We start from the raw sequence: 26,302 nt of genomic DNA, 5'->3' as shown, positions 1-26,302 counted from the left end.
TCGGCGCGGCCCCACGTGCGCGTGCGGTGGGCTCGGGCTCCCGGCCGCGGGTGCGCTCGGGAGCCCGCGGGCCGCTACGCCAGTGCGGGCTCCGGGGCCTGCGCCGCTTCGCCCGCCTGCTCCGCCTTCTTCGCGCGGCGCAGTTCGTGCAGCAGCGGCTCCGTGTAGCCGCTCGGCTGCGCGCCGCCCTCGAGGATCAGCCGCCGCGCCGCGGTGAAGGCGATGCCGGGCGTGCTCCCGTCCGCGCCGAGCAGCGGCTCGTACGCCGCGTCGGCCGCGTTCTGGCGATCCACCACTGCGGCGCAGCGCGTGAGCGCGGCGTCGACCTCTGCCTCGGTGATGACCCCGTGGAGCAGCCAGTTCGCGAGCAGCTGCGCCGAGATGCGGAGCGTGGCCCGATCCTCCATGAGACCGATGTCGTGGATGTCGGGCACCTTCGAGCAGCCGACGCCCTGGTCGATCCACCGCACCACGTAGCCGAGGATCGACTGCGCGCTGTTCTCCAGTTCGGCCGCGACGGTCTCCGCGTCGAGGTCCGACGGCTGCGCGAGCGGCAGCGTGAGGAGGTCCCGCAGCGCGCGCTCCGCCGCCTCCGGATCGGCGGCAGCGCCGACGACGAGCTCCGTCCGCGCCGCGAAGGCGTCGACGAGGTGGTAGTGGATCGCGTGCAGCGTCGCCGCCGTGGGCGAGGGCACCCACGCCGTCGAGGCGCCCGCGCGCACGTGCCCGATCTTCTGCTCGAGCATCGCCGCCATGAGATCGGGCATCGCCCACATGCCCTTGCCGATCTGCGCGTGGCCGTCGAGGCCGCACGCGACCCCGATCGTTACGTTGCGCGCCTCGTAGGCGGGCAGCCAAGGCTCGGCGCGGATTGCGGCCTTCGGCAGGAACGGACCCGCGTGCATCGAGGTGTGGATCTCGTCGCCCGTGCGGTCGAGGAAGCCCGTGTTGATGAACGCGACGCGGTCGGCCGCGGCGGCGATCGTGGCCGCGAGGTTCGCCGAGGTGCGGCGCTCCTCGTCCATGATCCCCACCTTGATCGTGCGGGCGGGGAGCCCGAGCAGCTCCTCGACGCGGCCGAACAGCTCAGCGGTGAAGGCGGCCTCGGCGGGGCCGTGCATCTTCGGCTTCACGATGTACATCGAGGGGGTGCGCGAGTTCGCCTGCTCCCCGCGGATGTCGTCGAGCGAGCCGAGCGCCGTCATGATCGCGTCGACGATGCCCTCGGGCGTCCATGCGCCGTCGCGGTCGAGGATCGAGTCGCCGAGCATGAGGTGGCCCACGTTGCGCACGAAGAGCACCGAGCGGCCGGGCAGGGTGCGCGTGCCGCCGTCGGGGGTGGTGACCGAGCGGTCGGCCGCCATGGTTCGCGTGAAGGTGCGGCCGCCCTTCGACACCTCCTCCGTGAGCGTGCCCGCCATGAGGCCCCGCCAGTTGCGGTAGCCGAGCGCCTTGTCCTCCGCGTCGACGGCGGCGACCGAGTCCTCGAGGTCCATGATCGTCGTGAGGGCTGCTTCGAGCACGATGTCCTGGATGCCCGCGGCGTCGCTCGCGCCGATCTGCCCGCCCCGGTCGATCACGAGCTCGGCGTGGAGGCCGTGGTGCACGAGGAGCACCGATGCGGGCGACGCGGCGTCGCCGGTGAATCCGGCGAAGGCGGCGGGATCCGCGGGCCGGGCCTCGCCGGCGCCGAGCGCGACCCGCAGCTCGCCGTCGCGCACCGAGTAGCCGGTCGCATTGCGGTGCGAGGCGGGCGAACCGTCGGCGAGGGAGACGAGCGGCGCGATCGTGTCGAGCAGCTCGCGGCCGCGCGCGATCACGGCGGCGCCGCGGGCGGGGGAGTAGGCGGAGCCCGGGGCGAGCTCGCCCTCCTGCGGGATGGCGTCGGTTCCGTACAGCGCGTCGTACAGGGATCCCCAGCGCGCGTTCACGGCGTTCAGCGCGAAGCGCGCGTTCAGGATCGGCACCACGAGCTGCGGGCCGGCGAGCTCGGCGATCTCGGGCGCGACATCGGTCGTGGTCGCCTGCACGGGCCCGGGCTCGGGGGCGAGGTAGCCGATCTCCTCGAGGAACGCGCGGTAGCGCTCGGGATCCGGTGCCCCGGGCGTCTCGCGGTGGAACGCGTCGATGCGCTCCTGCAGCTCGTCGCGGGTGCGCAGCAGCTCGGCGTTGCGCGGGCCGAGATCGTGGATGATCCCGCTCACCCCCGCCCAGAACGTGTCGGGGTCGATCCGGTGGTGCGCGAGGCTCTCCTCGGCGAAGGCGAGGATCGGTTCGGCAACGGACAGGTCGGCGCGGGACGCGTAAGCGGTCATGCGAGCTCCAATGCTGTGGGCGGTGGGCGCTGCTTCGCGCCACTGCCCACGATAGGAGCACGATTGTCGATTTGGAGTATTCGTTCCGTATGATGGAATCATGAGATCCGAATCCGCGGTCCCCGCCTCCGGCGGCGGCCAGGTGCAGTCGGTCGCGCGCGCCTTCAGCCTGCTCGAAGCGCTCGCGACGGCCGACACCCCGCTCCCGCTCGCCGAGGTCGCCGCGCGCACGGGGCTCGCGGTTCCGACGGCGCACCGCCTCCTCCGCACGCTGCTCGACCTCGGCGTCGCGCGACAGCTCGAGACTCGGGACTACGCGCTCGGCCCGCGCCTCATCGGCCTCGGCGAGCGGGCGACCCCGCCCCTCGCGGAGTCGGCGCGCGGCGCGCTGATCCAGCTCGAGGAGGCGGCGCAGGAGACCGCGAACCTGGCGGTGCTCGACGGGGATCTCGTGGCCTACGTCGCGCAGGTGCCCTCGCGGCACCGCATGCGCATGTTCACCGAGGTGGGCCGCCGCGTGCTGCCGCACGCGAGCGGGGTGGGCAAGGCGATGCTCGCCACCCTGCCCGAGCGGCGGGTGCGCGAACTGCTGTCCCGCACGGGCATGCCCGCCTACACGCCCACGAGCCTCACGACGGAGGAGGAGCTGCTCGCCGACCTGCGCGAGACGCGGCGGCGCGGTTTCGCGATCGACGATGGCGAGCAGGAGATCGGGGTGCGCTGCATCGCGGTGGCCGTGCCCGGCGCGGTGCCGCCTGCAGCGCTGTCGATCTCGGGACCGAATGCGCGCATGACCGATGCGATCGTCGAGCGGGCAGTGACCGAGCTCACGCGGGCGGCGCAGGAGCTCGCCTAGGCGCGGCGCTCTCGCCGAGGCGCGGCGGTGCACCGCACTGCGGTGCACCGCCGCTACGGGTGCCGGGTCGTGGCCGAATCGCAGAGGGAACGGGACCCCGAGTACCCTGGAGGCGTGACTTCGCCCACCGGACTCCGCGCCATCCCCACCGACGATCGTGCCTGGCTCGTGGCCGCGCTGCAGGACGCGCTCTCGGGCGGCGCCCCCGTGCTGCCCGTTCCCCCGGGCACCGACGACGCGGTGGTGCGCGAACTGCACGACGCCCCCCTCCCCGCGGGCACCGCGCTCGTGGTGCGGACCTCGGGCTCGAGCGGGATCCCGAAAGCCGTCGCGCTCTCGGCCGCGGCGCTCATCGCGAGCGCTGACGCGACCCACGAGGCGTTCGGCGGCCCCGGCCAGTGGCTCGTCGCGCTCCCCACTCACCTCATCTCCGGCATCCAGATGCTCGTCCGCAGCGCGCGCAGCGGCATCGACCCCGTGTTCGTCGACGGCTCCTTCGACCCGGCCGCGCTCCTCGCCGCGGCTGAGACGATGACCGCCGAGCGGCGCTACGTGTCGCTCGTGCCCGTGCAGCTCACCCGCCTCCTCGACCGCGCAGCAGAGGATCCCGCCGCCGCCGAAACGCTCCGCAGATTCGACGCCGTGCTCGTCGGCGGGCAGGCCGTCTCCCTCGCGCTCCGCCAGCGCTGCCACGAGCTCGGCGTCACGCTGAAACGCAGCTACGGTATGACGGAGACGGCGGGCGGCTGCGTCTACGACGGCGTGGAGATCGGCGACACCCGCGTGCGCATCCGCGCGGGCGAGGTGCAGCTCGCCGGGGCCACGCTGGCGCTCGGCTACATCGGAGATCCCGAGCTCACGGCGGCGGCCTTCGTGACCGACACGGGCCGGGATGGCCGCGAGACGCGCTGGTACCGCACGGGCGACGCCGGCGAACTGCTCGGCGGCATGCTGACCGTCACGGGCCGGATCGACCGTGTGCTCATCTCGGGTGGCATCAACGTCTCGCTCGACGAGGTCGAACGCGTCGTCCGTGAGCTGACCGGCTGGGACGGGGCGGTCGCGCTCGCCGCACCGCACCCCGAGTGGGGGGAGCGCGTCACGCTCGTCGCCCCGATCCTGCCGCCCGGCGCGCAGGAACGGCTCGCGTTCGACGAGGTGCGCGAGGCCGTGCGGGCCAGCCTCGGGGTCGCCGCGGTGCCCGAGTGGGTCACCGAGACGGAGACGATCCCGCGGCTCGCGGGCGGAAAACCCGATCTCGCCGCGCTCGGCGAGTGGATTGCACGAGTGCGCGACAGCTTCCGAGAGACGCGGCGCGCGGCAGGAGAGGAACACGCGTGAACCAGGCGAAGGATCGGCGGAAATCGGGTAACCCCGCGGTGCGCGCGGCGGCGGAGCAGCGCGTCGCGGCGGGTGGTGAGCCGCGCATCACCTGGCGGAACTGGGTGGGCGGCGCCCGGCTGCGCACCCTGCCGCTCGCGGTCGCGCCCGTCGCGGCCGGCGCCGGCATCGCGCACATGGTGCACGGCTTCTCGTGGCCGCTCACGCTGCTCGCGCTCGCCGTCGCCGTGTTCCTGCAGATCGGCGTGAACTACGCGAACGACTACTCCGACGGCGTGCGGGGCACCGACGAGTTCCGCGTCGGCCCGGCCAGGCTCACGGGATCCGGGCTCGTGAACCCGAAGCACGTGCTCATCACGGCGCTCGTCTTCTTCGGGCTTGCGGCCGTCGCGGGCCTCGTCGCGGTGGCCCTGAGCGGCCGCTGGTGGTTCCTCGCGCTCGGCGCGGTGGCCATCGTCGCGGCTTGGTTCTACACGGGCGGGAAGCGGCCCTACGGCTACGCGGGGCTCGGCGAGCTCGTCGTGTTCATCTTCTTCGGCCTCGTGGCCACGGTCGGCACCGTGTGGCTGCAGAGCGACGTGCAGACGCAAGAGGTCTGGTTCGCGGGCGCCGGCGTCGGGTTCTTCGCGGTCGCCGTGCTGATCGTGAACAACATCCGCGACATCCCCACGGACCGGCTCGCGGGCAAGAAGACGCTCGCGGTGCGGATCGGCGACCGCGCTTCGCGGATCCTCTTCGTGGTCTGCCTCCTGCTGCCGTTCGTCGTGCCCGCCGTGTTCGGCTTCGTCTACCCGGGCATGGTGCTCGTGTGGCTGGTGCTGCTCATCGTCGCGCCGTGCATCGTGATCGTGCTCACCGCGAAGACGCCGAAGGAGCTCATCCTCGTGCTGCAGCTCACGAGCTTCGCGGGCCTCGTCTACGGCGTGCTGCTCGGCGTCGCCTTCGCGTTCTAACCGCGGCCGATCCGGCTGCCGGCCTCCGCTCCCGTGGTCACGGGGCGGTGACCGAGTGCGCGGCCCGGGGCGCAGCAGCGCTCCGCGAGCCCGCGGCGAGGAGGATCGCGCCCAGCGCCCACGCCCAGAGCGCGCCGCCCCCGGCGAGCACGGCGAGCACCCCGCCCGCCCCGCAGAGCACGGCGGCCGCAACGCGCCAGGGTCGCGGTGACCCGCCGCCCGTGAGATCTGAGCGGCCGGCGGCCCGCACGTCGTTCGCGCCGCCCGACCCGGCGGCGGGGCGCCGCTCCCAGCGCCGCACGGCGGGGACGACGGCGGCCACCGCGAGCCCCGCCGCGAGGAGCCAGGCCGGCCGGCCGAGCCACCAGGCGGCCGAGAGCGGCTCGGGGATGAGCGCCGCCGCGCCGCCGCCGAGCGAGCCCACGGCCAGTGTGGCGCCCGCGAGCAGCACGACGACGGGCATGTGCCACGCGTAGATCGTCATCGCGGCGCCGTTGAGGGCGTCGGAGCACCGCCGCACCCGCGGGCTCTCCGCCCACGCCGCGAGCATCGGGCGGATGCGGGCGAAGAGCGCGAGCTGCGCGACGCCGAGCAGCGCGAGCGCCGCGGTCGGCGGGTTGAGCGCCGCGTAGAGGTTCGCCGGGCTCAGTCCGAGGAGCACGAGCGCCGCAATCCCCGCGATCGCCCACCCCGTGACCCGCAGCGAGGGCGCGCGCCCGTCGGCCAGCCAGAACCCCAGCTGCTGCGCGAAGAGCCACACGAGGAGCAGATTCACGAAGCCGATCGCCTCGACCCCGCTCGCGGCGCGGACGGCGTCGACCGCGACGATCCCGATCCCGAGCGCGACGAGCGCCGCGGCGGGGGTGCGCTCGTGCAGGCGCAGGCAGAGCGGCGCGCACGCGGTGCAGAGCACGTAGACGCCGAGGAACCAGAGCGGCTGGCTGATGCGCCAGCCGGCCTCGCCGACGAGCTCGGGCGGGAGCCCCGCCGCACTGAGGGACGTGAGCGTCGCGACGACCGCGATGGCCGCGGCGAGCGGCACGGGGAGGAGGCGCCGCATGCGCGTGCCGAGGTAGGCGGCCGTGCTGACGCCCCGGGCCCGCCCGCGGCGCAGCTGGGTCGCCGAGGCGAAGCCGCCCAGGATGAAGAACAGCGGCATCATTTGGGTGACCCACGAGAAGACCGTGAAGCCGCCCCAGGACTCGAGGGCGTTCTCGAGGACGACCTCGCCGTCGCGGATGCCGATCCCGACCATGAGCGCGTGCATCGCGACGACGGCGACGAGGCACGCGGCCCGCACCAGATCGACGGCGCGATCGCGGCCGGGGAGCGTGGTGCCGGGGGCTGTGGTTCCCGGGGCTGTCGCGCCGGCGGGGTGCGGGGTTGGGGTGCCGGGGAGCGTGGTGCCGGGGAGCGTGGTGCCGGGGAGCGTGGTGCCGGGCGTCGAGCGTGTCGCGGGGTGCGCGGCGGGCCGGTGCGAGGGGCGGCGGGGTGCGGGGGAGACGAGGGTCATGCGCGGGTCCTTCCAGGGTGCTGGAAGAACGATCCCGTGCGAGAGCGTGCGGGGGCATCACCCCGGGGTGCGCTTTCGACCCCCTACCGGGGTATGGGGCGGAGCCTCCCCGCGTGCCCGTGCCCTGTGCCCCGCCGCCCCTCCTCCGCGCCCCGCCGCAGCAAATCGCGTCGAGTTTGATCCGGTATGCGGCCCCGATACCGGATCAAACTCGACCCGAACTGGTGGGAGCCGGGGCCGGGAGGCGGAGCCGGAGCGGGGGAACCGGGAGCGGGGGCTAGCGGTCGGGCTCGACGAGGCCCGCGTCGTAGGCCAGGATCACGGCCTGCACGCGGTCGCGGAGCGCGAGCTTCGTAAATATCCTGGTCACGTGCGACTTCACGGTCTGCTCGGCGATGAAGAGCTCGGCCGCGATCTCCGCGTTCGCACGCCCGCGCCCGATCCGCACGAGGATCTCGCGCTCCCGCTCGGTCAGCTCGGCGAGGCGCAGCGCGTGGGTGTCGCGCGGGGGCCGCTGGGCGGCGAAGCGTTCGAGCAGGCGCCGCGTGACGCTCGGTGCGAGGAGCGCGTCGCCCGCCGCCACCACGCGGACGGCGTTCACGAGGTCGGCGGGCGGGGCGTCCTTGAGGAGGAACCCGCTCGCGCCCGCGCCGAGCGCCTCGTGCACGTACTCGTCGATATCGAAGGTGGTGAGGATGATCACCCGCGGCACGTGCTCGACCCGGGCGGGCGGATCCATGAGCTCGCGGGTGGCCTCGATCCCGTTCATATTCGGCATGCGCACGTCCATGAGCACCACGTCGGGGCGCAGCCGGCGCGCGAGTTCGACGGCCTCGGCGCCGCCGGCGGCCTGCCCCACGACCGAGATGCCGGGTTGCGCATCCAGGATCGCGGCGAAGCCGGCGCGCACCATGGCCTGGTCGTCGGCGATGAGCACGGACACCGTCATGAGCGGCGACTCCTTCGAACGAAGCGGGCTCCGCGGCCTCGTGGCGCGGACGCCGGACGGGTCGGAGCGGGGGTGGGATCGGGATCGGGGCCGGGACCGGGACCGGGCGGCAGAGCACCGGACGGCAGCGCGGCGGGCGGCGCTGCGGAGGGCAGCGCAGCACCGGGAGCCACCGCACCGGGCAGCGCAGCGCCGGGCGCGAACGGGAGCCGGGCCGTCACGCGGAAACCGCCGTCCGCCGCGGGGCCGGCGTCGAGCGTGCCTCCGAGCGCCGTCACGCGCTCGCGCATGCCGCGGATGCCGTGGCCGCTCGTATCCGGCGCGGGGACTCGGACGGCGGATCCCGCGGGCGGCGCCGCGTTCTCGACGCTCAGCGCGAGCCCGCCGCCGTCCGCGTCGAGCGTCACCCGGACGGGAGCGCCCGCGGCGTGCCTCGCCGCATTGCCGAGCGACTCCTGCGCCACGCGGTAGGCCGCGAGCGCCACGATCGGATCGACGCGCGCGCGGGCCGCCGCGGGCAGGCGGTCGTCGAGTGCGGCGCGCGAGCGCGCGGCGAGCTCCGGCAGCTCGGCCAGCCCGGGCTGGGGCGCGTGCTCGGCGCCGTCGTCCGCGCGCAGCACGCCGAGCAGCGCGCGCATCTCCCCGAGCGCGGTGCGGGCGGTCGCGGCGAGCTCGTCGAACTCGTCGGCGACGGCGTCGTCGAGGCCCGAGAAGCGGTAGCGCGCGCTCGCGGCCTGCACCTGGATCACGGACATGCCGTGGGCCACGACGTCGTGCATCTCGCGGGCGATCCGGGTGCGCTCCTCGGCGATCTGGCGCCGGGCGAGCTCGAGCTCCGAGACCTCCCGCGCGGCGGCCAGCTCCCCGCGCGCGGCCCGCACGGCGCGCACGAGCGTTGCCGTGCCGATGACGATCGTCGCGAGCGCGAGCAGCACGATGAGGTTCGCGATGACGGGGCCGCCCGGCAGCTCATTGCCGAAGCCGGATGCCACCCCGCTCGCGCCGATCCCGATCAGCGCGGCGCTCACCGCGGCGGCGAGCCAGCGGCCCTGCAGCGCGGCGGCGGCCCAGCCCGCGAGCAGCGCGAGCAGCGAGGCGACGGGCATCGGCCAGGGTGCGACGGCCGTGGGCTGCGCGACGGTGAGCACCGAGGTCACGGCGATCGTGAGCACCGTGACGCCCCACCGCGGGAAGCGCACCGCGAGCAGCAGCCCCGCGGACTGGGTGGCGGCGAGGAGCAGGCTTTCGAGGACCGGCATGCGGTAGACGGTGACGCCGAGCGCGCCGGAGACCGCGAGCAGGGCGATCGCGAGCAGCGTCGCGGCGCCCCACAGCCAGGGGGAGCGGCGGGCGGTCATGCGCCCAGGCTACTGCCCGCGCCGCGCGGATCCCCCGAGAACTCGTGCTTGCGCGCCGCTCGTCCGGCCGGATAGGGTGAGATCCGGTATCCCCGAAGACCCGGAAAGGAGCAGATCATGGCGACAATCATCACCGCGACAGATCTTGCTCGTCCGGGCACCCCGCTGACCGGACATTAGGTTCCCCGCGGCCCGCCACGCGCTCGGCCGCCGCTCCGCACTCAGCCCCTCCCGCGCCCCTCGCGCGCGCTTCTTCGATCAGGGATCATGACTTCTCACGCTTCCGCGTCGCCCGCAGACGACGCCACCCCCTCCTCCACAGCCGCGACCGCAGACGCGCGGCCCCGGCTCTCCACGCCCCGCGCGCTGGCGCGCCTCTTCCCGTTCGCGCGGCCCGCGCTGCCGCGCCTCATCGGCGGCGCGCTCGTCGGGCTCGGCGCCGCCGTGGCGAGCCTCCTCATCCCGCTCGTGCTCCAGTGGGCGGTCGACGGGCCGATCCTCACGGGCGACCGCGGCCAGATCGTCGGCGCGACGCTCGCGGTCCTCGGTCTCGGCGTGCTCGAGGCGCTCATGGTGTTCCTGCGCAGGCGCTTCGTGCTCGCGCCCTCCACGGGCATCGAGTACCGGATCCGCCAGGCGTTTTACGACCGCCTGCAGCGTCTCCCGGTCGCGTTCCACGACCGCTGGCAGTCGGGCCAGCTCCTCAGCCGCATGATGCAGGACATCGGCACGATCCGCCGCTGGCTCGCCTTCGGCCTGATCCTGCTGCTCATCAACCTGCTCACCATCGTGATCGGCGCCGCGCTGCTGTTCCGCTGGCACTGGGCCCTCGGCACCGTGTTCGTGATCTGCTCGATCCCCGTGTGGATCGTGGGCTTCAGCTTCGAGCAGCGCTACGGCGTGCTCTCGCGGCGCAGCCAGGACCAGGCGGGTGATCTCGCGACGGCCGTCGAGGAGAGCGTGCACGGCATCCGCGTGCTCAAGGCCTTCGGCCGCGGCGGCCACGCGCTCGGCCAGTTCCGGAGCCGCGCAGAGACGCTCCGGGAGACCGAGCTGCGGAAGGCGAAGGAGGTGGGCGCGCTCTGGTTCTGGCACGAGCTCGTGCCGATCCTCGCGCTCGGCGCCTGTTTCATCACGGGCGTGTGGCTCGCGGCGCACGACCTGCTCACGGTGGGCGAGCTCGTCGCGTTCTTCGCGATGGCCGCGGCGCTGCAGTGGCCGATGTCGTCGCTCGGGTACCTCTACTCGTTCCTCGTCGACACCCGCACCGCGACCGATCGCATCTTCGAGGTGTTCGACGCGCCCATCACGATCGAGGATCCCGCCGAGCCGCGCACGATCGTCGAGCCGCGCGGTGAGCTCGTGTTCCGCGACGTGACGTTCCGCTATCCCGACGCGGCGGCGAGCGAGCCGGCGCTGCTCGACGGGGTCGACCTCGCGCTGCGCCCGGGCGAGACGCTCGCGCTCGTCGGTGCGACGGGCAGCGGCAAGACGACCATGACCACGCTGCCCACGCGCCTCTTCGACGTGACGAGCGGCGCCGTCGAGCTCGACGGGGTCGACGTGCGGCAGCTGCGGCTCGAGGAGCTGCGTCGCCGCATCGGCGTCGCCTTCGAGGAACCGATCCTGTTCTCGGCGTCCGTGCGCGAGAACGTGCTGCTCGGCCGCGACGACCTGGATCCCGCCAGCCCCGAGGCCGAGGCCGTGCTGGCCGAGGCGCTCGAGGTCGCCCAGGCCGGCTTCGCCTACGAGCTGCCCGACGGCCTCGACACCGAGGTGGGCGAGGAAGGGCTCTCGCTCTCGGGTGGCCAACGCCAGCGCCTCGCGCTCGCGCGGGTGGTCGCTGCGGCGCCCGATGTGCTCGTGCTCGACGACCCGCTGTCGGCGCTCGACGTCGACACGGAAGCGCTCGTCGAGGCGGCGCTTCGCCGCGTGCTCGACGGCACGACCGCGCTCATCGTGGCGCACCGCCCCTCGACCGTCTCGATGGCCGACCGGGTCGCGGTGCTCCGCGACGGCAGGATCGTGGCGATCGGCACGCACACCGAGCTTCTGCGCGAGAGCGCGCACTACCGGCACCTGATCGCCTCGACACCGGAGACCCGAGAGGAGGACCGCGCATGAGCCCCGCAAGCGTGCACGGCACGAGCGGCGAAGACCGCGACCAGTACACCCGCGAGGAGAGCCGCGCGATCCGCCGCCGCTCGCTGCGCCTGCTCGGCTCGATCCTCCGCCCGCTCAAGGGCCTGATCGCCCTCACCGCGATCGTGATCGTCGTCTCGACGGCGGCGCGCGCGGTGGGCCCCACGCTCATCGCGTTCGGCATCGACGAGGCGCTGCCCCGCGCCGTGCAGCAGGGCGACTGGGGCCCGGCGATCGGGATCGGGGTCGCGTTCCTCGTGACCGGCGCGCTCGGCTCGCTGCTCGTCGGCTGGTACATCGTGCTCATCGCGCGCCTCACGCAGGCCGTGATGATGGAGCTGCGGATCCGGATCTTCCGGCACACCCAGCGCCTGAGCCTCGAGTTCCACGAGGGCTACACCTCCGGTCGGATCATCGCCCGGCAGACGAGCGACCTCGAGTCGATCCAGGAGCTCCTCGACGGCAGCCTGAACGAGCTGATCGACGCGATCCTCATCGGCAGCTTCACGCTCATCATGCTGTTCCTCATCGACTGGCGCAGCGGCCTGATCCTGCTCGGCATGGGCATCCCACTCGTCATCCTGATGCGCTGGTTCGTGGTCGAGTCGCAGAAGGGCTTCCGCTCCACCCGCGTGGTGAGCGCGCGCCTGATCGTGCAGTTCGTCGAGACGATGACGGGCATCCGCGCGGTGCAGGCGTTCCGGCGGGAGCGCCGCAACCGGGTCGAGTTCGGCCGCGTCGCGGAGGACTACCGGCGGGCGAACCTGCGGGTGTTCCGGCTCTTCGGGGTGCTGGATCCCGGCCTGATCCTGCTCGCGAACGTGACGATCGGCGTCGTCTTGCTCTGGGGCGCACTCCGGGTCGCCGACGGGGCGCTCGCCATCGGCGTGCTGCTCGCCGCCGTGCTGTACGTGCGGAACTTCTTCGGCCCGATCGAGGAGGTGGCGATGTTCCTGAACTCCTACCAGTCGGCCACCGCCGCGCTCGAGAAGGTCTCGGGCGTGCTCGAAGAGGCGCCGACGGTGCGGGATCCCGAGACGCCGACGGCGCTCCCCGCCGCCCGCGGCGAGCTCGAGTTCGCCGGGGTGAGCTTCGGCTACGGCGGCGGCCGCACCGTGCTCGCCGACTGCGAGCTCGTGATCCCGGCCGGGCAGACGGTCGCGCTCGTCGGCACGACGGGGGCGGGCAAGTCGACGCTCGCGAAGCTCGTCGCGCGCTTCTACGACCCCACCACCGGGGTCGTGTCGCTCGACGGCGTCGATCTGCGCGAGCTCGATCCGGCCGACCTGCGGCGCGCGATCGTCATGGTGACGCAGGAGGCGTACCTCTTCAGCGGCACGGTGGCCGACAACATCGCGCTCGGCCGGCCCGGCGCGAGCGCGGAGGAGATCCGCGCGGCCGCCCGGGCCGTGGGCGCCGACGCATTCATCGAGGCGCTGCCCGACGGCTACGACACCGACGTGAACAAGCGCGGCGGCCGCGTCTCCGCCGGCCAGCGGCAGCTGATCTCGTTCGCGCGCGCGTTCCTCGCCGACCCGCGCGTGCTGATCCTCGACGAGGCCACGGCCTCGCTCGACCTGCCGAGCGAGCGGCTCGTGCAGGAGGCGCTGCAGCGGCTGCTGGCCGACCGCACCGCGATCATCATCGCGCACCGGCTGTCGACCGTCGCGATCGCGGACCGCGTGCTCGTCATGGAGCACGGCCGCGTCGTCGAGGACGGCAGCCCGGCCGAGCTGATCGCCGCGGGCGGGCGCTACGCGGCGCTCAACGCGGGGTGGGAAGCCTCGCAGGCGTAGAGCGCGCCGGCCCGGGCGGGCCGGGCACCGGCTGAACGTTGGCGGCCGGCCTGCTGCCCGCGGACCTGCTGCCCGCCGGCTCAGTCCGCGATCTGCGTCGGGCTGTTGAGCGACACCGTGAGGTGGGTGGTGACGTGCTGCACGACACCACCCACCCCGATCCAGCCGTTCGCCGCGGTCTCGAGCACCGACGCGAGGTCGCCGTCGAGGCGGGTCGCGAAGTGGTCGGATCCCGAGTAGACCCCGGCCGCCTTCGCCTCCTCGATCGCCGTGTAGATCGGCGACATGTGGTCGCCCGTGCTGCCGCCGTCGAGCAGCGGGTAGAGCGACCAGTGCGCGCGGGCGCGCACGCCCGTCCGGGGGAGCGCGACGGGGGCCGCGCCGAGGGCGGGGACCCCTGCCGGGAGTGCGCAGGCGAGCTCGCCGGGGCACCCGCGAGAGAGCAGGATCGCCGCGGAGAGGTGGGCGCCGCTCGCCGCGGCCGCCGCGATCACCGCGCTCAGGAACTCGAGCACGCGCTGCTCCGTGCCGCCGACGAACGTCGAGATGTCGTTCGTCTCGATTGTGAGGCCCGAGCGGTCGGCCTCCGCGAGGGCGTCGAGGATGATCCGCACGTACTCCGAGTCGTACACGGAGAGCGTGAAGCGCGCGCCCACCCCGTACTGCTGCGGGGTCATCTCGGCGCCGGCTGCGGTGCTGCTGGGCGCGGGGGCGGTGTCGGGTGCGGAGGTGTCGGGTGCGGCGGTGTCCGGGGCGCTGGTGTCGCTGGCGAGGGTCATGGCCCCCACCCTAGGAGATTCCGTATGCATTCCGCGATCCGGAATTCTGCTACGGTGATGGGCACACGGGAGTCCGGTAGGCCGGGCTGAGAGGAAGGTCATCAACCTTCGACCGTCGAACCTGATCTGGATCATGCCAGCGCAGGGAGACACTCTTCATCACCCGTGCCCCTCAACGAATGAAAGGGCACGCTCTTGCGTCACCATACCCACTCACGCCCACCCGCACGCCGTCTGATCGCCGCGGCAGCGGCTCTCGCGGCCGGAGCGCTCGCGCTCGTCGGCTGCGCCGCACCCGGGGCATCCGGATCCGGCACCGACACCGCGGGCTCGGACTCGGGCGCCGGCGCGCCCGTGCGCTTCGCGCTCGACTGGGCGCCCAACACGAACCACATCGGCGTCTACGTCGCCGAGGCCGAGGGCTTCTTCGCCGATGCCGGCCTCGACGTCGAGATCCTGCCCTACGGCTCGACGCCGGCGAGCCAGCTCGTCTCCGCGGGCGAGGCCGACTTCGGCATCGGCGGCCAGTCGGGCGTGCAGATGGCGCGGACCTCGGGGCTCGACGTGGTCTCCGTGTACAGCGTCACCCAGACCGACACGGGCCGCCTCGTGGTGCTCGGCTCGCGCGACGACCTCACGCGCCCGAAGGATCTCGACGGGCTCGTGTTCGGCGGTTTCGGGGCGCCTCTCTTCGGCGCGCTCGCGCAGACCACCATCCAGGGCGACGGTGGCTCCGGCGAGTTCGAGGAGGTCGTGCTCGACACGGGCGCGTACGAGGCGCTGTCGCAGGGCCGCATCGACTTCACGCTCTCGGTCGCGACGTGGGAGAACCTGCAGATGGAGATCGATGGCCACCCCTACCGCGCCTGGCGCTACCAGGACTTCGGGGTGCCCGAGCAGCAGTCGACCGGCATCATCTCGAGCGACGCCTACCTCGACGCGCACCCGAAGGAGGCGCGCGCCTTCGTCGAGGCCGTCGCCCGAGGCTACGCGCTCGCGGCCGAGGACCCGGAGCGCGCGGCCGACATCCTGATCGCGGCGAACCCGGACACCCTGGGCACGGCCGAGGAGCTCGTGCGCCGCAGCGCGAAGCTCATGGCGGAGGACGGCTACCTTGTGGCGAAGGGGCGGGAGATCGGCGCCGTGGATCCCGCCGCGTGGGACGCCTTCGGCGCGTTCCTCTTCGACGGCGGTTTCCTCACGGACTCCGAGGGGAAGCCCGTCACCGAGGAGCCGGACTGGTCCGAGTACTACGCCGAGCTGCGCGGGTGAATGAGGTGGGGGCCGCGGTCGGCGCGCCCGCAGGTGCCCGCGAGTCTGCTGGCGCCCGCGCGTCTGCGGGCGGCGGCGCCGTGGGTGGCGGCGCCGTGGGTGGCGGCGCCGTGGGTGGCGGCGCCGTGGGTGGCGGCGGCGTGGGCGGCGGTTTCGCGGCCGCCGGCCGCGCGCTCGGCCGCGTGCTCCCGCCGCTCCTCGCGTTCGCACTGCTGCTCGTCGTGTGGCAGAGCGCCACGACGGCCGGCCTCGTGCCGCCAGACATGCTCCCCGCCCCCACCCGTATCCTCGAATCCGGACTCGCCGAGCGCGACGCGCTGCTGCGCCACGCGCTCACCACGGTCACCGCGACGCTCACCGGCTTCTCGCTCTCGGTCGTGGTCGCCTTCGTGGTCGCCTCACTCCTCGACTTCTCGCCGCTGCTGCGCCGCGCGCTGCTCCCGCTCCTCGTCGTGAGCCAGACGCTGCCGCTCATTGCCCTCGCCCCGCTCGTGGTGCTGTGGTTCGGCTTCGGTTTCCTCCCGAAGGTGCTGCTCGTGGCCTTCGTGACCTTCTTCCCCATGGTCGTCGGCCTCCTCCGCGGCTACGCGGAGGCGGACCCCGACGCTGAGGCGCTCCTTTGTTCCATGGGGGCGACGCGGTGGCAGCTCTTCCGCTTCGTGCGGCTCCCCGCGGGGATCCCGTCCTTCTTCTCTGCACTGCGCATCTCGATCACCTACGCCGTGGTCGGTGCGATCTTCGCGGAGTATGCGGGGGCGGTGTCCGGGCTGGGGGTCTACATGCAGTCGGCCAAGCACGTCTTCCGCACCGACCTGGTGCTCGCCGCGGTCACGGTGTCCTCGCTCGTCACGCTCGCGCTGTTCGGGCTCGTGATCCTCATCGAGCGCATCGCGGTGCCCTGGCTGCGCATCGAGCAGGGGCGGGCCCGATGAACGGGGGCGCTGAGGTGCGAGCTGATCCTGCGCCCCGTTTTGGTGCCGCGCCCCGGGCCGGTGCCGCGCCCCAGGCCGGTGCCGCGCTGGAACTGCGCGGGATCGGGAAGTCCTTCGGCGATCACCCCGTTCTCGCCGACGTTTCGCTCACGGTCGGTGCGGGGGAGATCGTCTCGCTCGTCGGCGCGAGCGGATCCGGCAAATCGACGCTGCTCTCGCTCCTCACCGGGGCGCTGCGCCCCGACACTGGGGAGATCCGCTACGGCGGGGAGCCGGTGGCCCCCGCCGCGGGCGGACGGGACCGGCCGTTCGCGTTCATGCCGCAGCGGGACGTGCTCCTTCCGTGGCGCCGCATCCTCGACAACGCGTGCATCGGCCTGGAGGTCGCGGGTGTGCCGAGGCGCGCCGCCCGGGAGCGCGCGGCAGAGCTCTTCGCTCCGTTCGGTCTCGCCGGAACGGAGGCGCGCTACCCGCGCCAGCTCTCCGGCGGGATGCGGCAGCGGGTCTCCTTCCTGCGCACCGTGGTGCAGGGCAAGCCCGTGCTGCTGCTCGACGAGCCGTTCGGCGCTCTCGACGCGATCACCCGCGACGAGCTGCAGCGCTGGCTCCTCGACATCTGGGCTGCGCACGGCTGGAGTATTCTCCTGATCACCCACGATATCCGCGAGGCGGTGCGGCTGAGCGACCGTGTGCTCGTGCTCCCGCAGCGCGCGGGCCGGATCGCGGGCGACGTCCCCGTGCCGCGCGACATCCCGCGCGGCGACGGCTTCCTGCTTGACGGGCGGGTGCCCCCGCTCGAGGCGCGCCTGCATGCCCTTATGGTGGCGGCTCGCGCCTGAGTCGACTTGAGCTGGGGCCGGTTGGGCCGGGCTCCCCTCTTTCCTCGGAGAAATCTGAAATCTCGGACGCTGCGCCCTCAGAATCTCCGAGATTCGCGATTTCTCCTGCGGAAACGGTGGGGCGGGCGGGCGCAGCTCGCTCGGCTCGGGTGCGCTCGGCGTGCGTTTCCTCGGAGAAATCTGAAATCTCGGACGCTGCGCCCGCAGAATCTCCGAGATTCGGGATTTCTCCGAGAGAGAAGGAGAAAGGGGAGGGGAAGTCGAGACGCGAGAGGCCAGGTTCGGGGTCTATCGAGGCGGCCCCGAATCGGTCCGAGCAGGGAAGAGCAGCGGAACCGAGAAACAGCGGAACCGAGAGCCGCGCCGGCGGGGCGCGTTACTGCTGGGCGGTCTTGCCCGCGTCAGCCGTGTCGGCTGCGAGAACGGGCTCAACTGCAGGAGCCTCAGACGTAGGAACCTCAGACGCAGGAGCCTCAGCGGCAGGAGCCACAGATTCAGCCGCAGGAGCGTCAGCAGCGGGAACCGCAGCCTCAGCCGCAGGCGCCTCGGCGGCGTCCATCGCCTCGTCCTCGGCGATGCTGTCCGGCGTCCGGTCACGGTTGCGCCAGTCGTAGATGCTCTCCGAGGCCTTCTCGCGCGGCTTGGAGAGGAAGATGATCGAGAGCGAGACGCCGATCAGCGCCGCGAAGATCGCCGCGAGCCACGGCTTGATCCCCATCAGGAAGAGCACCGCGAACGGGGCTGCGAAAAAGACGAGACGCAGCACGGTGTACACGATCCAGGCGGTGCGGGGGTTCTTCACGGCGCCGAGTCTACCCGGCCTGTCTGCGGCGATCCTGAGCCGCGATTCGGTCACGCGCCCAGGCCGGTGTGATGCGGGGCGGGTAGCATAGGGGTATGGTGCGGTTCGGGATTATCGGTATCGTCATCGCGGTGGCCTTCACGCTGTACTCGCTGGTCGACGCGGCGATGACGGACGGCTCACGCGCCCGCGGTGTGGCGAAGCCGGTGTGGGTCGTGCTGATCGTCCTGCTCCCGGTGATCGGCGGGATTCTGTGGTTCGTGATCGGCAAGGGTGCGGTCCCCGCGGCACGTCCCGCGGCACCCGATGACGACCCGCGCTTCAGTGGCACCCGCATGTCCTCGGACGATCTCGATACCCATATGCGCGACCTCGAGGCGCGGCTGCGCGAACTCGACGAGGAGACCTTCCCCGGCGAGGAACTGCGGGGTGGCGAGACGGGAACCGAGGCAGGGGACGCCCCGGCCGCGGGATACGGTGCGACCGGATCCGGCGCCGCGAACGCGGACGGCGCGGACCCCGCAGCGGACAGCAGCAGCTCCGGATCCGGCAGCTCCGGATCCGGCAGCTCCGGCACGGCCGCACCCGGCGGGCCCGAGGAGCGCCGCCGCGACGCCGGCCCGCGCGCCGACGGGGATTCGTCGCGCCCGTGAGCGCGCAGGTACCCTCGCCGCAGCCGCAGCCGCAGCCGCAGCCGCAGCCGCAGCCGCAGCCGCAGCCCGCGCCCGCCTCGATCTTCGCCGTCGAGCTGCTGGGCGAGCTCATCCGCCTCGGGGTGCGCGACGTGGTCGTGTGCCCGGGATCCCGCTCGCAGGCCCTCGCGCTCGCCGCTGCCGCCGCTGAGCGGGTCGGCGCGATCCGCCTCCACGTGCGCGTGGACGAGCGCTCGGCCGCGTTCTTCGCCCTCGGCGTCGCCCGCGAGACGGGGCTCCCCGCGCCCGTGATCGTGACGAGCGGCACCGCCGTCGCGAACCTGTTGCCGGCCGCGCTCGAAGCGCACGAGGGCCGCGTCCCCATGATCCTGCTCACGGCGGACCGCCCGACGGAGCTGCGCGGCATTCGCAGCAACCAGACCACGACGCAGGCCGGCGTGCTCGGCCCGGCCGCCCGGCTCAGCCTCGACGTGCCCGCCCCCGGGCTCGGCCCGGACGGCGACCTCGCGCGCGGCGCGGCCACCGATCCGCAGCAGCTCGCGGCCCGCGCCGTTTCGGCGGCGACGGGCTTCCTCGGCGCCGCCCCCGCGGGCCCCGTGCAGCTCAACCTGTCGTTCCGGGAGCCGCTCTCCGGCGTCGCGGGCTTCGAGGCGATGATCGACCGCGGATTCGAGGCCGCAGCCGCCGAGGCCGCCGCCGCGCGCGATAGCGGGGAGCTCGGGATCGCGAGCGCGGCAGCGCAGGCCGTGCCCGGCGGCTTCCGCGCGCACGCCGGCTTCGCCGAGGAGGAGCTCTACACCCACGCGGGTGACGCCCGCACGGTCGTGCTCGCGGGGGCCGACGCCGGCCCGGCCGCGGAGAGCTTCGCCCGCGCGATCGGCGCGCCCCTTCTCGCCGAGGCGGTGAGTGGCGCGCGGTACGGGCGCGAGGCGATCGCGAGCTACGCCACGCTGCTCGACGACCCGGAGATCGGCGGGCTCGTCGAGCGCGCCGTCGTGTTCGGGCACCCCACGCTTACCCGGCAGGCCACCGCGCTGCTGCGCCGCGAGGCGGTCGACGTGATCGTCGTCGATCCCCACGCCGGTCCCGGCGTCGAGCATGTGAACCCGGGGCGCCGGGCGACCGTCGTGCGCGGCGCGCGCGCAGCCGCCGACTTCGATCCGCGCACGCTGCATCGCTGGCTCGGATCCTGGGTGGTCGCGGACCGGGAGATCCAGCGGGATCGCACCACCGTGCACGCCCCCAACCTCTCCGCCGCGACCGCGGCGGGCTACAAGGAGCGCAGCGCATACGCGCGCGCCGAGGTCGCCGCGATGCGCGAGCCCGTGACGCGGGAGCTGCTCGCGGAGGCCGTGTGGCGCGGATCCTGGCCGCACGATCGGCTCGTGGTCGCCGCCTCGCGCCTCGTGCGCGTGCTCGACGGGCTCGCTCCCGGGCGGAAGCTCGGCGTCCACGCGAACCGCGGCCTCGCCGGGATCGACGGGACGATCGCGACCGCGCTGGGCGTGGCCGCCGCGAGCCAGGCCGATCCCGAGGGAACGGCCGCCGCGGGCGTGACGCGCGTGCTGATCGGCGACCTCGCGCTCCTCCACGACGTGGGATCCCTGCTGCTCCCTCCGGCCGAGGCCCCGCTGCGGGTACAGCTCTTCGTCGGCAACGATGGCGGCGGCACGATCTTCGACGGGCTCGAGGTGGCCGGGGCCGCCGCGCCGGACGCGTTCGAGCGCGTGATGCGCACCCCGCACCGCGTGGCCCTCGAGCCGCTCGCCGTGGCGTACGGCTGGGACTACCGCAGAGTCGAGACGCGGAGCGAGCTCGAGCGGCTACTCACGGAACCCGTGACGGGCCCGGGCATCATCGAGGTGCCGCTCGACCGAGACTGATCGCGCGCGGCGCCGCCACCCCCTACAGTGGGGAGCACTGATCGGGGAGGCCGTATGACGACGCAGTTCTGGGACGCCGATGTTGCTCCGCTCCTCCGCGCAGGGAGCCCGTTCTCGTTGCGCGGGATCGATCCCGCCGCGACCCCCGGCACGACCGCGGGAAAGAGCTCCGGGCGCACGGAGCTCGCCGAGTCTGCGCAGGAGCTCCGCGAACTGCAGGAGCGGCTCTTCGCCCAGAGCCGCGCGGGCAGCCGCGAGCGCGTGCTCGTGGTGCTCCAGGCGATGGACGCCGCCGGGAAGGGCGGGATCGTCAACCACGTCTTCGCGCAGGTCGAGCCGTACGGGCTCGCGCTCGCGGCGTTCAGGGCCCCGAGCGAGGAGGAACGAGCCCACGACTTCCTCTGGCGGATCGAGCCGCGCGTGCCCGGCCCCGGCGTGATCGGGGTCTTCGACCGATCCCACTACGAGGATGTGCTCATTCAGCGGGTGCGCGCGTTCGCGCCGCCCGAGGAGATCGAGCGCCGCTACGGGGCGATCGTCGAGTTTGAGCGCCGGCTCGCGGACGACGGGGTGCGGATCGTGAAGATCATGCTCCATGTGTCCCCCGAGGAGCAGGCCCGCCGGCTTGCGGACCGGCTCGCGGATCCCGCGAAGCACTGGAAGTACGAGCCGGGCGACATCGATGAGCGGGAGCGCTGGGCGGAGTACATGACGGCCTTCGAGATCGCGATCGCGCGCACCGACGCCCCGCACGCGCCCTGGTATGTCGTCCCCGCGGACGCGAAGTGGTACGCGCGGGCAGCGGTGCAGCGCATCGTGATCGGCGAGCTTGCTGCGCTTGCGCCCGAGTGGCCGCCCGCCGGCTTCGACGTCGCCGCCGAGCAGGCGCGCCTCGCCGCGTCCGCGGGGCTGCGCTGGCCCGCCTGAGCGCTCGGGAGTCGGCGCCCGTGTGCGCCCGCCGCTGAGCAGCTAGCGGGCGAACGCCTCCGTGATCGGGCGGAACTTCGAAACGGTCTCTCCGAACTCGTGCTCGGGATCGGAGCCGACGACGATCCCGCCGCCCGCGCTCGCCGTGAGCGTGCGCGCGCCGGTCTCGGGATCCGCCTCGCCGAGCTGTGCGCAGCGGAGCGCGATGACCCACTCGCCATCGCCCGCCGCGTCGATCCAGCCGACGGCGCCCGAGTAGCGGCCGCGGTCGAAGGGCTCGAGCTCGGCGATCGCGGCAACCGCGTCGGCGGTCGGGGTGCCGGCGACGGCGGCCGTCGGGTGCAGGGCTCCCACGAGCTCGATCGCCGAGCTGCGCTCCCCGAGGGCGGCGCCGAGGTCGGTGGCGAGGTGCCACACGTTCGGCAGGCGGAGCGGGAAGGGCTCCTCGCTCGTGCGGAGATCCTGCACGTAGGGCGCGAGCGCCGTGACGACGCTCTGCACCGCGAACGCGTGCTCGTGCTGCTCCTTGTCGCTCGTGAGGAGCTCATCGCGCGCCTGCGCATCGCGCACGGGCTCGTCCGCGTGCCGCGCGCGCGTCCCGGCGAGGACGCGCGCCGAGACGGCCCCGGCGGTGGAGCGGATGAGGGTCTCGGGGCTCGCGCCGAGCATCCCGTCGACCGCGAACGTCCAGCAGTCGAGGTAGCGCTCGGCAAGGCGCCCGAGGGGCACCCGCAGATCCGCGCCCGCGGGCAGCTCGCCCGCGATCTGGCGGGCGAGCACGATCTTCTCTGCCGCTCCCGCCTCGATGCGGCGCACCGACTCGGTGACACCGGCGAGGTAGGCGGCGACGGGATCCGGCGCATCCGCACCGGGGCCGCGGCGCGGGGCGAGCTCGAGGCCGGGCCACGCGCCCGCGGGGGACGCGGTGGGAAGCTCGGGATCCCGATTCGAAGCTTCGGCGTCGAGGACGGTCTCCGTGATCCACCACTGGTCCCGGTGCCGCGCGACGAGGATGCGGGGCACGATCAGCACGCTCTCCGCCGCGCTCGCGTCGTCGAAGGCGAAGGTGCCGAGTGCGACGAGTCCGGAGCCGGGGAGCTGCACGGGATCATCGATCGTCGCGTGCTCGGCGACCGCGCGCCAGCTCGCCGCGGCCTCCGCGAAGCGCTCGGGGCCGCGGAAGGCGAGCCGCAGGGTCTCGCCCAGGCCAACGCAGCCGCGATCCCCGCGGAGCCAGACGAGCGGGGCCGCGGGATCGGTGAGCGCGAGCAGATCCGGGCGTTCGGCGAGGGGTCGCGTGGTCGCGCGGAGGCGGGGCACAGCGGGTTCACTCGTCACCCCCTCAATCTACCCCTCCGGCCTGAGCCGGGGGTTCAGCGTGCGGAAGGCGCACCATCAGATGTTCAGCCGCAACGGGATACGATGGTGGGGTGACTCGACCCGACACCGCGACCAAGCACGCCGCCGACGTCTCCTCGATGTTTGACGAGGTCTCGCCCCGCTATGACCTCATCAACGACGTCCTCACGGTCGGCAACGATCGACTGTGGCGCATCGCGACGACGAAGGCGATCGGCCCGCGGAAGGGCATGCGGATCCTCGATCTCGCCGCGGGCACCGGCACCTCGTCGGCGGCTCTCGCCGCGCACGGCGCGAACGTCGTCGCCGCGGACTTCTCCGAGGGGATGCTCGCGGAGGGGCGCAAGCGCCACGCGGGCAACGCGCTCATCGAGTTCGTGCACGCCGACGCGACGGCGCTGCCCTTCGAGGACGACAGCTTCGACGCCGCGACGATCTCGTACGGCCTCCGCAACGTGCACGATCCGCGCGCGGCGCTCGCCGAGATGCGCCGTGTCGTGAAGCCAGGCGGCCGCGTGGTCATCGCCGAGTTCTCGACGCCCCCCGCCGCGCTCGTGCGCGGCCCCTACACCTTCTACGGCCGCCACGTGCTCCCGCGCATCGCGGGCGCGATCAACCGCGAGGCGGCCGGCGCCTACCGCTACCTCAACGAGTCGATCGAGCAGTGGCCGGATCAGGATGAGCTCGCCGCCTGGCTGCGCGAGGCCGGGTTCGAGCGCGTGGCGTACCGCAATCTGACCTTCGGGATCGTCGCGCTGCACCGCGGCTTCGTGCCGCGCGAGGCGCCCGCGAAGCCCGCCGCCGCGGCCGCGAAGAAGCCAGCCGCGAAGAAGCCCGCCGCTGCGAAGCCGGCCGCCGCGAAGAAGCCGGCCGCTGCGAAGCCGCCCGCCGCGAAGAAGTCGGCTACGGCAAAGCCCGCCGACGCGAAGTCCGCGGCATCCGCGAAGAAGCCTGCCGCTGCGAAGCCGGCCGCATCGACCGCATCCGCGAAGCAGCCGGCCGCGAAGAAGCCTGCGGCGAAGAAACCCGCGGCGCAGCAGCCCACCACGACGACCGAGGCCTCCGGAGGCGAGCAGTGAACCGTCCCATCGCAGAAGACACCGCCACCCAGGCGCTGCCGATGCGGCTGTTCCGTGGTGCGCAGGACCGCCGCCACGCGAAGCAGCTGCAGGAGCAGCTCGAGCTGATCGAGGCGGGGCTGATCGAGCACCTGCGCTTCGCCTCCCCGGTCGCCGACGCACCCGCCCGCTACCTGATGAGCGCCGGGGGCAAGCGGATCCGGCCCATGCTCACGCTCCTCACGAGCGAGCTCGGCACCGGCCCCAATGAGCTCGTGCGGCGCGCGGCGCAGGCGGTCGAGATGACCCACCTCGCCTCGCTGTACCACGACGATGTCATGGACGATGCGAAGCTGCGGCGCGGCGTTCCCGCCGCTCAGACCGTGTGGTCGAACTCCGTGGCGATCCTCGCGGGCGACCTGCTGTTCGCGCGCGCCTCGTCGCTCGTGTCGGGCATGGGTGAGGAAGCGATCCTGCTCCAGGCCGAGACGTTCGAGCGGCTGTGCCTCGGCCAGCTCCACGAGACCGTCGGCCCGCAGCCGGAGGACGAGCCGATCGCGCACTACATCCAGGTGCTCGCGGACAAGACCGGTGCGCTCATCGCGACCGCCGCGCGCATGGGCGTGATGTTCGGCGAGGCTCCGCAGGAGTACGCGGATCCCGTGACCGAGTACGGCGAGCGCATCGGCGTCGCGTTCCAGCTGATCGACGACGTGATCGATCTGTCCCCGCAGAAGGAGCAGACAGGGAAGCGCGCGGGCACCGACCTGCGCGCCGGCGTCGCCACGCTGCCGCTCCTCCTCCTGCAGCAGCGCGCCGCGCAGGCGGGCGGCGCTGACGCCGAGCTCCTCGCGCAGATCGAGGCTGGCGTCCGCGACATCGAGGCCGGGGCCGATGCCTCCGTGCTCGACTCCGCGGTCGAGGCGCTCCGCGCGCACGAGGTGACCCGCGAGACCGAGGCGACTGCCCGGCGCTGGGCCGCCGAGGCCGTGACGGCGCTCGATCCGCTGCCGAAGTCCCCGGTCAAGCGCGCGCTCGAGCGCATGGCCGATTCGATCGTTTCCCGCGAGGGATAGCCAGGGACGCACCCCGATCCCGGGGTGCCCCGTACCAAGTGAGGCGCCCGGCGGAGGATACCGTTCGCGGCAGACTGGAAGTAGGAATGCGATGAGCAAGATGCGATTGGCGATTGTCGGGGCCGGCCCCGCCGGGATCTACGCGGCGGACCTGATGCTGAAAGCGGAACGCGACTTCGAGGTGGAGATCGACCTCTTCGAGCAGCTTCCCGCCCCGTACGGGCTCGTGCGCTACGGCGTCTCGCCCGATCACCCGCGCATCAAGGGCATCATCACTGCGCTCCGCGACGTGCTCGACAGCGGTCAGATCCGCTACTTTGGCAACGTCCGCTACGGCCAGGACATCACGCTCGAGGACCTGAAGCAGCACTACAACGCGGTCATCTTCTCGACGGGCGCGATCCGCGACGCCGGGCTCAACATCCCGGGCATCGAGGCCGAGGGCTCCTACGGAGCCGCCGACTTCGTCAGCTGGTTCGACGGCCACCCCGACGTGCCGCGCACCTGGCCGCTCGAGGCCGCCGAGGTGGGTGTGATCGGCAACGGCAACGTCGCGCTCGACATTTCGCGCATGCTGATCAAGCACGCCGACGACCTCCTCCCCACCGAGATCCCGGAGAACGTGTACCAGGGCCTCAAGGAGAACCCGATCCAGGAGCTCCACCTCTTCGGCCGTCGCGGCCCGAAGTACGTGAAGTTCACGCCGCTCGAGCTGCGCGAGCTCGGCGAGGTGCGCGACGTCGACATGGTCGTGGACGAGCGCGACTTCGACCTCCCCGACGCCTACGCGGACGAGGTGCTCGCGAAGAACAAGCAGGTCACCGTGATGACCCGCGTCATGGACAAGTGGCGCCAGGAGCAGCGCGAGCGCGAGGAGAGCGGCGAGCGCGCCTCCCGCCGCCTCCACATGCACTTCTGGTCGAAGCCGGTCGAGGTGGTCGTCGAGGACGGCCGCGTCGCGGGCCTCAAGATCGAGCGCACGGCGCCCGACGGCGAGGGCGGCGCGATCGACACGGGCGAGTTCGAGATCATCCCGATGCAGTCGCTCTACCGCGCGATCGGCTACTTCGGGTCGCCGCTCGACGAGATCCCGTTCGACGACGCGAAGGGCGTGATCCCGAACGCCCAGGGCCGCGTGCAGGATCTCGAGGGGCGCCAGATCCCCGGCATCTACGCGACCGGGTGGATCAAGCGCGGCCCGATCGGGCTCATCGGCCACACGAAGTCGGACGCGATGGAGACGCTCGAGTGCCTCATCGAGGACCAGAGCAGCTGGTGGCAGCCCGCCGTCGAGGACAGCGAGGCGATCCCCGCGCTCCTGCACGAGCGCGAGGTGCCCTACACGACGATCGAGGGCTGGCACCGGCTCGACGAGCACGAGCTCGCCCTCGGCGAGAAGGCGGGCCGCACGCGCATCAAGGTGGTGCCGCGCGACGACATGACGCGCATCTCCCGCGCGGAGTAGTCGCGAGGGTGCGGGGCGCGAGCTCCGCACCGTT

At 73.2% G+C, this 26,302-nt stretch carries 21 protein-coding genes and 1 riboswitch; of the genes, 14 read left to right on the top strand and 7 right to left on the bottom strand.

The genetic code is table 11. The annotated features are described in order from the left end of the window. Positions 1 to 74: 74 nt before the first annotated feature. A complete protein-coding gene (locus tag U874_RS0110360; protein ID WP_025134469.1) occupies positions 75 to 2,315 on the bottom strand; it encodes a malate synthase G in 2,241 nt (746 codons plus the stop codon). A gap of 100 nt (positions 2,316 to 2,415) precedes the next feature. Between U874_RS0110360 and U874_RS0110355 the strand changes: the two genes are divergently transcribed. From U874_RS0110355 to U874_RS0110345, 3 genes are all read left to right on the top strand, one after another. Next, positions 2,416 to 3,171: an IclR family transcriptional regulator gene (locus U874_RS0110355; protein WP_029988214.1), complete on the top strand. Its 756-nt coding sequence runs from the start codon at positions 2,416 to 2,418 to the stop codon at positions 3,169 to 3,171. A gap of 114 nt (positions 3,172 to 3,285) precedes the next feature. Then, on the top strand, positions 3,286 to 4,512 hold the full coding sequence (locus tag U874_RS0110350) for an AMP-binding protein (RefSeq protein WP_232755911.1): 1,227 nt from the start codon (positions 3,286 to 3,288) through the stop codon (positions 4,510 to 4,512). Continuing rightward, entirely contained in the window at positions 4,509 to 5,465 is a 957-nt protein-coding gene (locus tag U874_RS0110345) for a 1,4-dihydroxy-2-naphthoate polyprenyltransferase (protein WP_025134468.1), read from the top strand. Before U874_RS0110350 ends, U874_RS0110345 begins: the two co-directional genes overlap by 4 nt. 37 nt (positions 5,466 to 5,502) lie before the next feature. On the opposite strand, the gene U874_RS14355 is transcribed toward U874_RS0110345, so the two are convergent. The 3 genes from U874_RS14355 to U874_RS0110330 form a co-directional block, all read right to left on the bottom strand. Further along, positions 5,503 to 6,978 carry an acyltransferase gene (locus tag U874_RS14355; RefSeq protein ID WP_025134467.1) on the bottom strand — a complete coding sequence of 492 codons (1,476 nt, stop codon included), beginning with the start codon at positions 6,976 to 6,978 and terminating at the stop codon, positions 5,503 to 5,505. Between the two features lie 277 nt (positions 6,979 to 7,255). Further along, entirely contained in the window at positions 7,256 to 7,927 is a 672-nt protein-coding gene (locus U874_RS0110335) for a response regulator transcription factor (protein ID WP_025134466.1), read from the bottom strand. Further along, the gene (locus U874_RS0110330) at positions 7,924 to 9,285 is read right to left on the bottom strand and encodes a sensor histidine kinase (protein WP_025134465.1); all 1,362 of its coding nucleotides are present in this window, start codon (positions 9,283 to 9,285) and stop codon (positions 7,924 to 7,926) included. Before U874_RS0110330 ends, U874_RS0110335 begins: the two co-directional genes overlap by 4 nt. A 267-nt stretch (positions 9,286 to 9,552) precedes the next feature. Between U874_RS0110330 and U874_RS0110325 the strand changes: the two genes are divergently transcribed. Beyond that, on the top strand, positions 9,553 to 11,409 hold the full coding sequence (locus tag U874_RS0110325; protein WP_025134464.1) for an ABC transporter ATP-binding protein: 1,857 nt from the start codon (positions 9,553 to 9,555) through the stop codon (positions 11,407 to 11,409). Next, the gene (locus U874_RS0110320) at positions 11,406 to 13,223 is read left to right on the top strand and encodes an ABC transporter ATP-binding protein (protein ID WP_025134463.1); all 1,818 of its coding nucleotides are present in this window, start codon (positions 11,406 to 11,408) and stop codon (positions 13,221 to 13,223) included. Before U874_RS0110325 ends, U874_RS0110320 begins: the two co-directional genes overlap by 4 nt. A gap of 80 nt (positions 13,224 to 13,303) precedes the next feature. On the opposite strand, the gene U874_RS0110315 is transcribed toward U874_RS0110320, so the two are convergent. Then, the gene (locus U874_RS0110315) at positions 13,304 to 14,002 is read right to left on the bottom strand and encodes a YkoF family thiamine/hydroxymethylpyrimidine-binding protein (RefSeq protein ID WP_025134462.1); all 699 of its coding nucleotides are present in this window, start codon (positions 14,000 to 14,002) and stop codon (positions 13,304 to 13,306) included. A 55-nt stretch (positions 14,003 to 14,057) separates the two neighbouring features. Beyond that, positions 14,058 to 14,167: riboswitch (TPP riboswitch) on the top strand. A gap of 30 nt (positions 14,168 to 14,197) precedes the next feature. Here U874_RS0110315 and U874_RS0110310 point away from each other — a divergent pair. From U874_RS0110310 to U874_RS0110300, 3 genes are read left to right on the top strand one after another with little or no spacing between them, the layout of a single operon-like run. Next, positions 14,198 to 15,274 (top strand): ABC transporter substrate-binding protein, encoded by a 1,077-nt coding sequence (locus U874_RS0110310; protein ID WP_036058082.1) that lies wholly within the window; start codon positions 14,198 to 14,200, stop codon positions 15,272 to 15,274. Next, complete coding sequence (locus tag U874_RS0110305) at positions 15,271 to 16,206, top strand: ABC transporter permease (protein ID WP_232755910.1); 936 nt, start codon at positions 15,271 to 15,273, stop codon at positions 16,204 to 16,206. The genes U874_RS0110310 and U874_RS0110305 overlap by 4 nt, the downstream gene beginning before the upstream one ends. After that, a complete protein-coding gene (locus tag U874_RS0110300) occupies positions 16,203 to 17,045 on the top strand; it encodes an ABC transporter ATP-binding protein (protein ID WP_025134459.1) in 843 nt (280 codons plus the stop codon). Before U874_RS0110305 ends, U874_RS0110300 begins: the two co-directional genes overlap by 4 nt. Positions 17,046 to 17,421: 376 nt before the next feature. On the opposite strand, the gene U874_RS15145 is transcribed toward U874_RS0110300, so the two are convergent. Further along, positions 17,422 to 17,847, bottom strand: a complete 426-nt coding sequence (locus U874_RS15145) for a DUF4229 domain-containing protein (RefSeq protein WP_025134458.1) — start codon at positions 17,845 to 17,847, stop codon at positions 17,422 to 17,424. A gap of 95 nt (positions 17,848 to 17,942) precedes the next feature. Here U874_RS15145 and U874_RS15815 point away from each other — a divergent pair, with 95 nt between their 5' ends. From U874_RS15815 to U874_RS0110280, 3 genes are all read left to right on the top strand, one after another. Continuing rightward, positions 17,943 to 18,500 (top strand): PLD nuclease N-terminal domain-containing protein, encoded by a 558-nt coding sequence (locus tag U874_RS15815; RefSeq protein ID WP_025134457.1) that lies wholly within the window; start codon positions 17,943 to 17,945, stop codon positions 18,498 to 18,500. An 80-nt stretch (positions 18,501 to 18,580) separates the two neighbouring features. Beyond that, positions 18,581 to 20,383, top strand: a complete 1,803-nt coding sequence (gene menD, locus U874_RS0110285) for a 2-succinyl-5-enolpyruvyl-6-hydroxy-3-cyclohexene-1-carboxylic-acid synthase (protein ID WP_029988202.1) — start codon at positions 18,581 to 18,583, stop codon at positions 20,381 to 20,383. 54 nt (positions 20,384 to 20,437) lie between these two features. Beyond that, positions 20,438 to 21,310 carry a phosphate--nucleotide phosphotransferase gene (locus U874_RS0110280; RefSeq protein WP_025134455.1) on the top strand — a complete coding sequence of 291 codons (873 nt, stop codon included), beginning with the start codon at positions 20,438 to 20,440 and terminating at the stop codon, positions 21,308 to 21,310. Positions 21,311 to 21,352: 42 nt separating this feature from the next. Here the strand turns inward: U874_RS0110280 and U874_RS0110275 are convergent, their stop codons facing one another. Beyond that, complete coding sequence (locus U874_RS0110275; protein ID WP_025134454.1) at positions 21,353 to 22,648, bottom strand: isochorismate synthase MenF; 1,296 nt, start codon at positions 22,646 to 22,648, stop codon at positions 21,353 to 21,355. Positions 22,649 to 22,740: 92 nt separating this feature from the next. On the opposite strand from U874_RS0110275, the gene ubiE reads away from it, so the two are divergent. The 3 genes from ubiE (at position 22,741) to U874_RS0110260 (ending at position 26,268) form a co-directional block, all read left to right on the top strand. Further along, positions 22,741 to 23,748, top strand: a complete 1,008-nt coding sequence (gene ubiE, locus U874_RS0110270) for a bifunctional demethylmenaquinone methyltransferase/2-methoxy-6-polyprenyl-1,4-benzoquinol methylase UbiE (protein WP_025134453.1) — start codon at positions 22,741 to 22,743, stop codon at positions 23,746 to 23,748. 41 nt (positions 23,749 to 23,789) lie between these two features. Continuing rightward, positions 23,790 to 24,803, top strand: a complete 1,014-nt coding sequence (locus U874_RS0110265; RefSeq protein WP_051582878.1) for a polyprenyl synthetase family protein — start codon at positions 23,790 to 23,792, stop codon at positions 24,801 to 24,803. 91 nt (positions 24,804 to 24,894) lie between these two features. After that, on the top strand, positions 24,895 to 26,268 hold the full coding sequence (locus U874_RS0110260; protein WP_025134451.1) for an FAD-dependent oxidoreductase: 1,374 nt from the start codon (positions 24,895 to 24,897) through the stop codon (positions 26,266 to 26,268). Positions 26,269 to 26,302: the final 34 nt, after the last annotated feature.

This window comes from Leucobacter sp. PH1c, from assembly GCF_000633415.1.
Taxonomy (GTDB): domain Bacteria; phylum Actinomycetota; class Actinomycetes; order Actinomycetales; family Microbacteriaceae; genus Leucobacter.
The sequence above is the reverse complement of the archived record's forward strand: the minus strand, read 5'-3'. Positions and strand labels throughout refer to the sequence as shown.

Coding starts and splice junctions, on each gene's coding strand:
- U874_RS0110320 (WP_025134463.1), top strand. CDS start 11,406: ATGAGCCCCGCAAGCGTGCACGGCACGAGCGGCGAAGACCGCGACCAG.
- U874_RS0110330 (WP_025134465.1), bottom strand. CDS start 9,285: ATGACCGCCCGCCGCTCCCCCTGGCTGTGGGGCGCCGCGACGCTGCTC.
- U874_RS0110335 (WP_025134466.1), bottom strand. CDS start 7,927: ATGACGGTGTCCGTGCTCATCGCCGACGACCAGGCCATGGTGCGCGCC.
- U874_RS0110280 (WP_025134455.1), top strand. CDS start 20,438: ATGACGACGCAGTTCTGGGACGCCGATGTTGCTCCGCTCCTCCGCGCA.
- U874_RS15815 (WP_025134457.1), top strand. CDS start 17,943: ATGGTGCGGTTCGGGATTATCGGTATCGTCATCGCGGTGGCCTTCACG.
- U874_RS0110325 (WP_025134464.1), top strand. CDS start 9,553: ATGACTTCTCACGCTTCCGCGTCGCCCGCAGACGACGCCACCCCCTCC.
- U874_RS0110300 (WP_025134459.1), top strand. CDS start 16,203: ATGAACGGGGGCGCTGAGGTGCGAGCTGATCCTGCGCCCCGTTTTGGT.
- U874_RS0110260 (WP_025134451.1), top strand. CDS start 24,895: ATGAGCAAGATGCGATTGGCGATTGTCGGGGCCGGCCCCGCCGGGATC.
- U874_RS0110355 (WP_029988214.1), top strand. CDS start 2,416: ATGAGATCCGAATCCGCGGTCCCCGCCTCCGGCGGCGGCCAGGTGCAG.
- U874_RS14355 (WP_025134467.1), bottom strand. CDS start 6,978: ATGACCCTCGTCTCCCCCGCACCCCGCCGCCCCTCGCACCGGCCCGCC.
- U874_RS0110265 (WP_051582878.1), top strand. CDS start 23,790: ATGCGGCTGTTCCGTGGTGCGCAGGACCGCCGCCACGCGAAGCAGCTG.
- U874_RS0110360 (WP_025134469.1), bottom strand. CDS start 2,315: ATGACCGCTTACGCGTCCCGCGCCGACCTGTCCGTTGCCGAACCGATC.
- U874_RS0110315 (WP_025134462.1), bottom strand. CDS start 14,002: ATGACCCTCGCCAGCGACACCAGCGCCCCGGACACCGCCGCACCCGAC.